Source organism: Bradyrhizobium manausense (genome assembly GCF_018130615.1).
In the GTDB taxonomy this organism is placed as follows: Bacteria; Pseudomonadota; Alphaproteobacteria; order Rhizobiales; family Xanthobacteraceae; genus Bradyrhizobium; species Bradyrhizobium manausense_A.
Map to the genome: position 1 here is coordinate 15,505 of NZ_JAFCKB010000018.1, position 9,506 is coordinate 25,010.

General features: G+C 63.5%; 12 protein-coding genes. 7 read left to right on the forward strand and 5 right to left on the reverse strand.

Going from position 1 to position 9,506, the window contains the following annotated elements; genetic code table 11:
• The first annotated feature begins 110 nt into the window (after positions 1-110).
• Complete coding sequence (locus JQ587_RS27485) at positions 111-581, forward strand: hypothetical protein (protein WP_212427388.1); 471 nt, start codon at positions 111-113, stop codon at positions 579-581.
• Between the two features lie 154 nt (positions 582-735).
• Here the strand turns inward: JQ587_RS27485 and JQ587_RS36780 are convergent, their stop codons facing one another.
• Complete coding sequence (locus JQ587_RS36780) at positions 736-897, reverse strand: RNA-binding protein (protein ID WP_249210130.1); 162 nt, start codon at positions 895-897, stop codon at positions 736-738.
• A gap of 337 nt (positions 898-1,234) precedes the next feature.
• On the opposite strand from JQ587_RS36780, the gene JQ587_RS27495 reads away from it, so the two are divergent.
• Entirely contained in the window at positions 1,235-1,600 is a 366-nt protein-coding gene (locus tag JQ587_RS27495) for a hypothetical protein (protein ID WP_212427389.1), read from the forward strand.
• Positions 1,601-1,866: 266 nt separating this feature from the next.
• On the opposite strand, the gene JQ587_RS27500 is transcribed toward JQ587_RS27495, so the two are convergent.
• A complete protein-coding gene (locus tag JQ587_RS27500) occupies positions 1,867-2,025 on the reverse strand; it encodes a hypothetical protein (protein WP_212303738.1) in 159 nt (52 codons plus the stop codon).
• Between the two features lie 306 nt (positions 2,026-2,331).
• On the opposite strand from JQ587_RS27500, the gene JQ587_RS27505 reads away from it, so the two are divergent.
• Positions 2,332-2,526, forward strand: coding sequence for a hypothetical protein (locus tag JQ587_RS27505; RefSeq protein WP_212303737.1), 195 nt, complete (start codon positions 2,332-2,334; stop codon positions 2,524-2,526).
• A 15-nt stretch (positions 2,527-2,541) separates the two neighbouring features.
• On the opposite strand, the gene JQ587_RS27510 is transcribed toward JQ587_RS27505, so the two are convergent.
• On the reverse strand, positions 2,542-2,967 hold the full coding sequence (locus tag JQ587_RS27510; protein ID WP_212427390.1) for a translational machinery protein: 426 nt from the start codon (positions 2,965-2,967) through the stop codon (positions 2,542-2,544).
• A gap of 162 nt (positions 2,968-3,129) precedes the next feature.
• Positions 3,130-4,308 (reverse strand): OpgC domain-containing protein, encoded by a 1,179-nt coding sequence (locus JQ587_RS27515; RefSeq protein ID WP_212427391.1) that lies wholly within the window; start codon positions 4,306-4,308, stop codon positions 3,130-3,132.
• Positions 4,309-4,561: 253 nt separating this feature from the next.
• Here JQ587_RS27515 and JQ587_RS27520 point away from each other — a divergent pair, with 253 nt between their 5' ends.
• Both JQ587_RS27520 and JQ587_RS27525 read left to right on the forward strand, forming a co-directional pair.
• Entirely contained in the window at positions 4,562-4,867 is a 306-nt protein-coding gene (locus JQ587_RS27520; RefSeq protein ID WP_057754809.1) for an ETC complex I subunit, read from the forward strand.
• 97 nt (positions 4,868-4,964) lie between these two features.
• On the forward strand, positions 4,965-5,459 hold the full coding sequence (locus tag JQ587_RS27525) for an Lrp/AsnC family transcriptional regulator (RefSeq protein WP_212303734.1): 495 nt from the start codon (positions 4,965-4,967) through the stop codon (positions 5,457-5,459).
• Positions 5,460-5,523: 64 nt separating this feature from the next.
• Here the strand turns inward: JQ587_RS27525 and JQ587_RS27530 are convergent, their stop codons facing one another.
• The gene (locus tag JQ587_RS27530) at positions 5,524-6,561 is read right to left on the reverse strand and encodes an AraC family transcriptional regulator (RefSeq protein ID WP_212427392.1); all 1,038 of its coding nucleotides are present in this window, start codon (positions 6,559-6,561) and stop codon (positions 5,524-5,526) included.
• Positions 6,562-6,732: 171 nt separating this feature from the next.
• On the opposite strand from JQ587_RS27530, the gene JQ587_RS27535 reads away from it, so the two are divergent.
• A complete protein-coding gene (locus tag JQ587_RS27535) occupies positions 6,733-7,860 on the forward strand; it encodes an isovaleryl-CoA dehydrogenase (RefSeq protein ID WP_249154556.1) in 1,128 nt (375 codons plus the stop codon).
• Positions 7,861-7,901: 41 nt separating this feature from the next.
• Positions 7,902-9,506, forward strand: a complete 1,605-nt coding sequence (locus JQ587_RS27540) for a carboxyl transferase domain-containing protein (RefSeq protein ID WP_212427394.1) — start codon at positions 7,902-7,904, stop codon at positions 9,504-9,506.

A 9,506-nucleotide genomic window follows, 5' to 3' on the forward strand; every position in this document is an offset into this window, starting at 1 on the left:
GAACGTCGCGATTTAGGCTTCGCCTACCCGAGCTCGCTCGGTCGCGTCACAGGCGCGGTCCGCCTGCACCCATACCGTCTGCATTGCTCATTCAACATTAGGAGGCCAACATGCATCTTGCTCGCTTTTCCAAGTTCGCAATTGTCGCCGTGGCACTTGTTGCAGGAAATCAAGCCAAGTCAGCATCAACGAACTACGGCACCTACTATGACGAGTACACGTATACTAGCTGTGGAGCGAGTGGCTATTGCCGGCTCAACTTCTCGCAATTGTCGTCGACCGATCTGACAAAGATCAAAAAGATACATTGCACGGTCATCACACAGACCGCGCCGGTCATAGCGCGGTTGCAGGTCGCGGCAACAAATAACGGCGGCCAGCTCGGGCGGGCTTTGCCATTACAACTTCCTCCGCCAAGCGCTCCGGTTTCTAATGGCTACATTTATACGTCCATACTGGTTGAGACCGATTGGCTGATAGGTCAAGCAAGATTCCCCTACATTGAGGTTTTTCCAGTCAGCGCGACCCCCTTCTCCATGGAGTGCACGCTGATTGGGGAAACCGTCGCCCCAATTTCGTAGACCGAGGCCGAGCCCACGCGATCGTGGGTGGCCTCGCCACTTTCACCAACTGCGTCGTCTTGTCGTGTGACCGAAGCTGGCGGCCTGCCGAATGCAGCCGCCAGACCGACGCGCTCGTCTGCGGAAGCCAGACCAATGCAGGTCCGCTCTTGCATCAAGACCACAGCCAATCGACCAGACGCCAGGCCAGCCAACCGAGTGCGTAGATCCAGCCCACCATCGAGATCGCCGCGATCGCGAGCCAGCCCACTGCAAACAGCGATGTCCGGGGCTCTTCCAGCTCGGACAGTTTGTCGGTCGCATCAACTTGGCTCACAGCATCTCCTTGCCTTACGGGCCGCTGCTCATTGGTCTCCGCTCGCTCGCGAAAATTCACCGGCCGCGCTCCAACTCACATGGACGTGAGACGGGATGACTGTCCGTTCGTTGCGAGCGGGAGCTGACACAGCGCCGCTCGCATGCTCAAACGGACAGGGTGGGAAAAACCTGCAACGCGTGGCGGGGGGATTGGTTGCTAGCCCGGAAGCGAAGATGCGGCGGGCGTCGCAGCTTTTTTTCGCGCTCGCAGCGCCTGCTTCGCGCATGGCCGGCGTTGAAGGGACGAGCAGGGCGCGCCAACGACGCCTTGCCCGCAACCTTCAGGCGAGGTCTTCATGTCGATCAGTGCGATTGCATCTTCCGCCGCCGCGGTAACCGCCACCCCGTCGGGCGCTGCGACATCGTCCTCGGCCTCATCCTCAGCAACCTCGTCGACCTCAGCGACATCGTCGTTGCAATCGGCGAGCGGCAACTCGGCATCGGGCGGTGGCGGCAGCGCATCCAAGACCATCGTCAGCGAGGTCTCCACCACCATCAACGGGATCACGACAACGACGATCACCTACTCCGACGGGACGACCGAGGTGGAGACCTCCGCCGCCAGCTCCCAGGCCAGTCAGGGCAGCCAGGCGGGACAGACCTATAATGCGCAAGGCGCGCTCAGCACCAGCGGTGCCTCGACGGCTGCGAGTGGAGTTTGAACGGGCGACGATCGGGCGCCTGGCAACGGCAAGGTATGGTCCGGAGGCGCGGTCACAAGCGGCGTCGCCACCTCAGCGTTTGTTTCTCCACTCGTGCGATTTACGCAAGAAATCGAGCGGGTTAACGGGCGCAAAATGACCAAAGCTTCATCGAACCTTTGGCCGTCGTCATCGACATACGGATGTTGGGGATTTCAGCGCCCAATGCCTAACGGACGCCGCCAAGCGAAGATACTCCGCTTGCGCGGCGTTGCGCTTTTGGTGGCTCAATTCGAGGCGTGCCAGCCCGCCGGAAACGGGATCAACGGCCACACCGGATCATTGTCGTTGTCGGCCTTCGTCGACTTGTCGTGAGTTGGCTTGGCGGCCGGTGTCGGGGGTGGCGAGAACGTCGCCAGACGCAAATGCGCACATTGCAAATTCATGATCATCCACCTGCGCAATCAGCTTCTCAAAATTCAGTCTGAGTTCAAAATCACGGGGGCACGCACAAACGGCATGCTCATTCTCAAATTGCGCAAATATCTTAGGAAAGATGGCCAGGCGATTCAACCGGCAAGGCGGTTGCCTGCCGGCGGGTAAGGTTGATCGGTTAGGTTAAGCACGAGCTGTCGTTGCGGCCGTTTTGACGACTGGTATCAAAGCGGTCCCGGCACGCGACGACGCCCCTATCAGCGGCTCACACAAGATCACATTCGTCGCGGCGTTTCGTTTCGCGCGAGTTGTTCGTCATGGCTTTCGATCCCACCTCGAAAACTCTCCGCCAACCGTCGAACTGGGCTGAGATCTGGCACCTCTGGACCGTCATCGTGCCGCGCCGCTCGATCAACGGGCAGCTCGTCTACGGCAAGGTCTGGCGCCGTCACGACGGCCGTGACTGGATCTACAAGAAGTTCACCGAATATGACGGCGAGGCGGCGGCCTGAGGCGGAGGCGCGCCCTCAGCCCGCTTGCCGCTCGCCCGGGGCCGCTCCCGGTGCCTGAATGCGCGGCAGCGGCAATTTGAAATGACGCTTTGCGTAAGCGACGATCTCGTTGTCCGAGGGATGATCGGCTGCTTCCACCGCGGCAATCCGCTTGGCGACATCGGGCGCATGGGCACGAATGTGGCTGGCGAGCTCTGTCTTCGCGCCCGCCGGACCGATGATGAGGATTTCGCCCGCATCGGCGAGGGCCGCGGTGACCTCGGCATAGAACGTCTTGTCGGGGGCGGCATGGCCGCTGCCGATCTCGTTAGCCTTGTGATGAAGATGCCGCGTCGCCAAGTGCGGGTGCAACGTGACTTCGTCCGAGCCGCTCAGACCGAGATGGAAGATCCGAGCCTGCGAATGGTCGATCCAGACCACGGCGTGAAAATGAGAGGGCATGTGCTGGGCCTTGTCCGGGGGAGGCCGCCGGCATTCGGCGGCGTGTATCCAACCAACATTAGGCCTGCCGGTGCAGTCGCCGGTTGACGCAGGTCAATCCGGTCCCCGACAAGGCGGACATGGCAACGGAAAGCTGAACGCGCGCTTGAAAAAGCGCGCGTCTCAAGCGGCCTTCGCAGCCGGATTAGCCGCAGGCTTCGCCGGCGGCGGCTTCAGCGGCTTGTCCTGCCGCTTTGACCAGGAGATGTAATAGGCGACCGTCGTCATGATCGCGATGCCCGCGATAGAGACGAAGAGCTGCGCGAACAGCGAGCCCGAGCTCATTGACAGCTCGAAATGGCCGACGAACGACAGGAACACGCCGACGCAGAACACGGCGAGCGATTGCTGGCCGCAGACGATCACGGGATCGAAGATCTTCCACTCCAGTCCCGGCCAGTCCTTAGGCACAAAACGTATCACCATGATCACGATCACGACGAAATGGATGAAGCGGTAGGGTGCAAGGTTGGTCTTGTCGTTCGGGTTGAAGGCCGAGAACAGCCATTCCGGGAACATGCCGCCGAGGGCGGGGAAGCGGCCGGCCATGGTCATGACCAGCGCGAACAGCAGATAGCCGAGGCAGAGCCACAGCGTGATCGGCGAGTTGATCAGCGCCATCGAGCGGCGCGCACCGCCCATCGCGCACCAGGCGCCGAACACGAACAGCACCTGCCAGCAATAAGGATTGAAGTACCACTGACCGGCCGGATAGGCGTTCAGGTTCAGGCCCAAGTGACGCGCGGTCAGCCACAGGATGATGGAGAGCACCATCGTCAAATCGGGTTTGCGCAGCATGAACCACAGCACCGGCGGAAACAGGCCCATCAGCACGATGTAGAGCGGCAGCACGTCGAGATTGAGCGGCTTGAAGCGCAGGAACAGCCCCTGGCGCAGCGTCTCGGTGGCGTTGTCGACGAGGCCGGCGACATTGAACTCGTTGATCATCTCGGAATCGCCGAAACGCAGCGCGAGATAGCTGATCGAGGCGATGTAGATCACGAACAGGATGATGTGGGCGACGTAGAGCTGCCAGACCCGCTTGGTCAGGCGCGTGGCGCCGACGATGAAGCCGCGCTCCAGCATCATCCGCGCATAGACGAAGGAGGCGGTGTAGCCGGAGATGAAGACGAACAGGTCGGCGGCGTCGGAAAACCCGTAGTTGCGGGTCGTGATCCAGTTCACGACGTTGTCCGGGATGTGGTCGAGGAAGATCGCCCAGTTGGCGACGCCGCGAAACAGGTCGAGCCTGAGGTCACGGCCTTTTTCGGGCAGCGTGGCGTTGATGTTCAGGAAAGCCATGCGACGGAAGCTCTCGAAGGGGACAGATGCGCTGGAATGGGCGAGGCTGGGCCGCCGGGCGGGATTCCCGGGCGGAAGGCGGGTACGCAATTGTCACAGTGCAGCATAATGACTATACCCGTCGGTGACGACCCTGGGGCCCGGAATCACCGACCGGTTCCCGTAAGGTGTCTCTATACTATGTCCGCGGTTTCCACCAATCGCTACCGTGACGCATTAAAATCGAACGAAAGACGAAGAGGCCGGACCGCCAATGACCGCACGCATTTTCAAGCCCGCCAAGAACGCGATGCAATCCGGCCGGTCCAAGACCAAGGAATGGCAGCTCGATTACGAGCCGGAGCAGCCGCGTGCGGTCGAACCGCTGATGGGCTGGACCTCGTCGGGCGACATGAAGCAGCAGATCACGCTGCGCTTCCACACCAAGGACGAGGCGGTCGCTTATTGCGAGCGCAAGGGCATCGCCTACCAGGTGATCGAGCCGAAGGAATCGCTGCACCGCCAGGTCGCGTATGCGGACAATTTCTCGTTCCGGCGCGGCGAACCCTGGACGCATTGACGGGCTGCGCTTCGAGCATCCTTCCGGAGAGCCCTTGGCACCCCTTCCGCCGCGTGCTTCGCTGCTCCGCATGACGGGACCATGACGAGGGTAGGGGATGGCCGGGCGTGACCAGCTCGACGGCGTCGATCTGAGGATACTTTCGGAGCTGCAGCAGGACGGGCGGGTTCGCAACAACGAGCTGGCGCTGCGGGTCGGCGTGTCCGCCCCGAACTGCCTGCGGCGGCTCAAATCGCTGTTCAGCCGCGGCGTGATCCGCGCGGTGCGCGCCGTCATCGACGAGCGTCTGCTCGGCTACGAGGTGGTGTCGTTCGTCTCGATCCAGCTTGGCAGCCAGGCCCAGCCGGTGCTGGAGGCCTTCGAGGGCTCGATCGCCGTCATCCCGCGCATCCAGCAGTGCTGGCGGATTTCAGGCGACACCGACTATCTGCTCCGATGCGTCGCGCCGAGCGTCGAGAGCATGCGCCAGCAGCTTCTGCATTTCGCAGCCATGCCCAATGTGAAGAACGTGCGCAGCTTTCCGGTGCTGGGAGTTGCGAAGGACGTGCCGCTGCCAGTGCAGGAGATCGCTGCAGTGGCGCCGGCTGGATAGGAGCCGCGCGCGGCAGGTAGTCCGTCGTTGGCCGCAAATCCATGACGACAGCGACGACAGTCCTTCAGCGGTACCGGCCGCGAAACTCGCGAGGGCTGGCGCCGGTCCAGATGCGGAAGGCACGGGAAAAACTCTTCTCGTTGCGGAAGCCCGCGATCTCCGCGATGCGCTTGATCGGGGTCCGGCCGCGCATCAGCTCCTGCTTGGCGAGCTCGAGCTTTGCTTCTTCCTTGAGGTCGCGCAGCGAGGTTGCCTCCTCGCGCAGGCGGCGGTGCATGGTTCGGGTGGAAAGCGCAAGCTCGCTTGCGACATCCTCCGCCCCCGGAATACGCCCGCGTGCCGCGCGCAGCACCCGCCGGACACGCTCGACCAGGAGCCGGTCGCGGCGATAGGGCCGATAGGGCAGCACGGTCAGGCGCAGGGCGCCCTTGAGCATGCTGTCGAGATCGGCCGCACTGCGGGTCAGCGGCAGCGAGAGATAATGCCTGTCAAAGACGATGCTGGCGCGGCCTGCGCTGAAGCGAACGGTCTTGCAGAAGATGGTCGGATAGACCGAGACGTGCCCGGGCTCGGCGTAGGGAAATTCCGCCGCGCGCAGGGCGATGGTGGAATCGATCGCCCAGCAGGAGAAGCCGAGCACGTAGCGGAGCAGGGTGACGAGGCAGAACTCCCGCAATGCGCCAAGCTCGTGCTGCTCGCGGATCGAGATGGTCGCGGTTTCCTCAGTGACCGAGAGCTCGAACAGCACGTCCTCGGTCAGCAGGCGATGATGCCGGCACCAGCGTTTCAGCGCGACCTCGAGCGTGGCCGCGGTGATCGAGGCACGGCACAACATGCCGTAGGTGCCGAAAGGAAGCCGGCGCGAGAACCAGCCGAGCGCCTCGTCGTCGAGCTCGCGCATGGCATGGCCAGCCAGCGCCTCGAACTGGGCGGCCGTCACGCGCCCATCCCTGGATTCGACGAGGTCCGGGAGAACCTGCCCCTTGCTCAGCGCCTCGGCTGGATCCCGTCCGTAGCGGGCGTAGGCCGCGACCACGCCGCGCACAAAGGCGGCGGGCGTCATGGCGCGGCGAGGCGGGGCGGTCGCGGCTTGAGGGGGCACGAAAAGTCCTTTGGAAAATCCTCGCCAAACTTGGCGGAAAATGCAACCTTTTCGACCGCCGCGGCGCCCGGCCGGGGGTAGGTTCGGGCAGACAAAGAGCTTTGCAAGAAATTGGGAGGAATCGCCGTGAACATCCCGAGCATCGACTTCGATCTGGGCGAAGACATCGGCATGCTGCGCGACACCGTGCGCGCCTTTGTGGAAGCAGAGGTGGCCCCGCGCGCAGCCGAGGTCGAGAAGGCCAACCTGTTCCCGGCCGACTTGTGGAAGCGCTTTGGCGACCTCGGCCTGCTCGGCATGACCGCGCCGGAGCAATATGGCGGCACCAACATGGGCTATCTGGCCCATGTCGTCGCCATGGAGGAGATCTCGCGCGGCTCGGCTGCGATCGGGCTGTCCTACGGCGCCCATTCCAACCTCTGCGTCAACCAGATCCGCCGCAACGGTAATGACGCGCAGCGCCAGCGCTATCTGCCCAAGCTGATCTCCGGCGAGTATGTCGGTGCGCTCGCAATGTCCGAGCCCGGCGCCGGCTCCGACGTCGTCTCGATGAAGCTGCGCGCCGACAAGCGCGGCGACCGCTACGTGCTGAACGGCTCCAAGATGTGGATCACCAATGGCGGCGACGCCGACGTGCAGGTGGTCTACGCCAAGACCGATCCCGAAGCCGGCCCACGCGGCATGACCGCGTTCCTGGTCGAAAAGGGTTTCAAGGGTTTCACCCACGGCCAGCATCTCGACAAGCTCGGCATGCGCGGCTCCAATACCTATCCGCTGTTCTTCGACGACTGCGAGGTGCCGGAGGAGAACGTGATGGGCAAGGTGGGCGAGGGCGTCAAGGTGCTGATGTCCGGCCTCGACTATGAGCGCGCGGTGCTGTCGGGCGGCCCGCTCGGCATCATGGCGGCCTGCATGGACGCCGTGGTGCCCTACATGCACGAGCGCAAGCAGTTCGGCCAGCCGATCGGCGACTTCCAGCTGATGCAGGGCAAGCTCGCCGACATGTATGCGACCTGGCAGGCCACGCGCGCCTATGTCTATGCCGTGGGCCGCGCCTGCGACCACGCCGATCACGCCCGCAGCTTACGCAAGGACGCGGCGGCTGCGATTCTCTATTCCGCGGAGAAAGCGACATGGATGGCCGGCGAGGCGATCCAGGCGCTGGGCGGCGTCGGCTATACATCCGAGTTTCCGGTCGGCCGGCTCTGGCGCGACGCCAAGCTCTACGAGATCGGCGCGGGGACGTCCGAGGTCCGCCGCATGCTGATCGGTCGCGAGCTGATGGCGGAAACGGCCTAAACCTTCCACGCAACCACCTCATAAGGCAACGCGGGACCTCAATGCCGCTCCATTCCAGCATCGATCCATCGTCATCAGATTTTGCGCGCAATTCCGATTCCATGCGTTCGCTCGTCGCCGATTTGCGCGAGAAGCTCGCCCAAGTCGCCGGCGGCGGCGGCGAGGCCTCGCGCAACCGCCATACATCGCGCGGCAAGATGCTGGCGCGCGAACGCGTCGACCTCCTGGTCGATCCCGGGACGTCGTTCCTGGAGCTGTCGCCGCTCGCAGCCCATGGGCTCTACGGCGGCGACGTGCATTCGGCGAGCATCGTCACGGGCGTCGGGCGGATCTCGGGCCGCGAATGTGTGATCGTCGCCAACGACGCCACCATCAAGGGCGGCACCTATTATCCGATGACCGTGAAGAAGCATCTACGTGCGCAGGACATCGCGCGGCAGAACAATCTGCCTTGCGTCTACATGGTCGATTCCGGCGGCGCCTTCCTGCCGCTGCAGGACGAGATCTTTCCGGACGAGCGGCATTTCGGCCGCATCTTCTACAACCAGGCGCAGATGTCCTCCCAAGGCATTCCGCAGATCGCGATCGTGATGGGCTCCTGCACCGCCGGCGGCGCCTATGTGCCGGCCATGTCGGACGAGAGCATCATCGTGCGCAATCAGGGCACCATCTTTCTCGGCGGCCCGCCGCTGGTGAAGGCCGCGACCGGCGAGGTCGTGAGCGCCGAGGAGCTCGGCGGCGCCGACGTGCACTCGCGGCAATCGGGTGTGACCGATCACTACGCCCAGAATGATGCGCATGCGATCGGGATTGCGCGGCGCATCGTCGGCACGCTGAAGCCGTCAGCGCGGCCGAACCTCAACATGCATCCGCCACGCGATCCGCTGTTCGCGGCAGAGGAAATTTACGGCGTGGTGCCGGTTGACGGCCGCAAGCCCTTCGATGTGCGCGACATCATCGCGCGCGTCGTCGATGGCTCCGAATTCGACGAGTTCAAGAAGCTCTACGGCACGACGCTCGTGTGCGGCTTCGCCCATATCTGGGGCTACCCGGTCGGCATCATCGCCAACAACGGCATTCTATTCAGTGAGAGCTCGCTGAAGGGCGCGCATTTCATCGAGCTGTGCTGCCAGCGTGGCATTCCCCTGGTGTTCTTGCAGAACATCACCGGCTTCATGGTCGGCAAGAAATACGAGGCTGGCGGTATCGCGCGCGACGGCGCCAAGCTGGTGACCGCGGTCGCAACCGCCTCGGTGCCGAAATTCACAGTCGTGATCGGCGGCTCCTACGGCGCCGGCAATTACGGCATGTGCGGGCGCGCCTATTCACCGCGCTTCCTCTGGATGTGGCCGAACGCGCGCATCTCGGTGATGGGCGGCGAGCAGGCCTCGATGGTGCTGAGCCAGGTCCGACGCGACAATATCGAGGCCAAGGGCGACAGTTGGTCGAAGGAGGCCGAAGATAAATTCCGCGAGCCCATCCGCGCGCAATATGAGAGCCAGGGGCATCCCTATTACGCGACCGCACGCCTCTGGGACGACGGCGTGATCGACCCGGCCGACACGCGGCTCGTGCTCGGCCTCGGCCTCTCGGCGGCGTCGAATGCGCCGATCGAACCGACGAAATTCGGCCTGTTCAGGATGTGA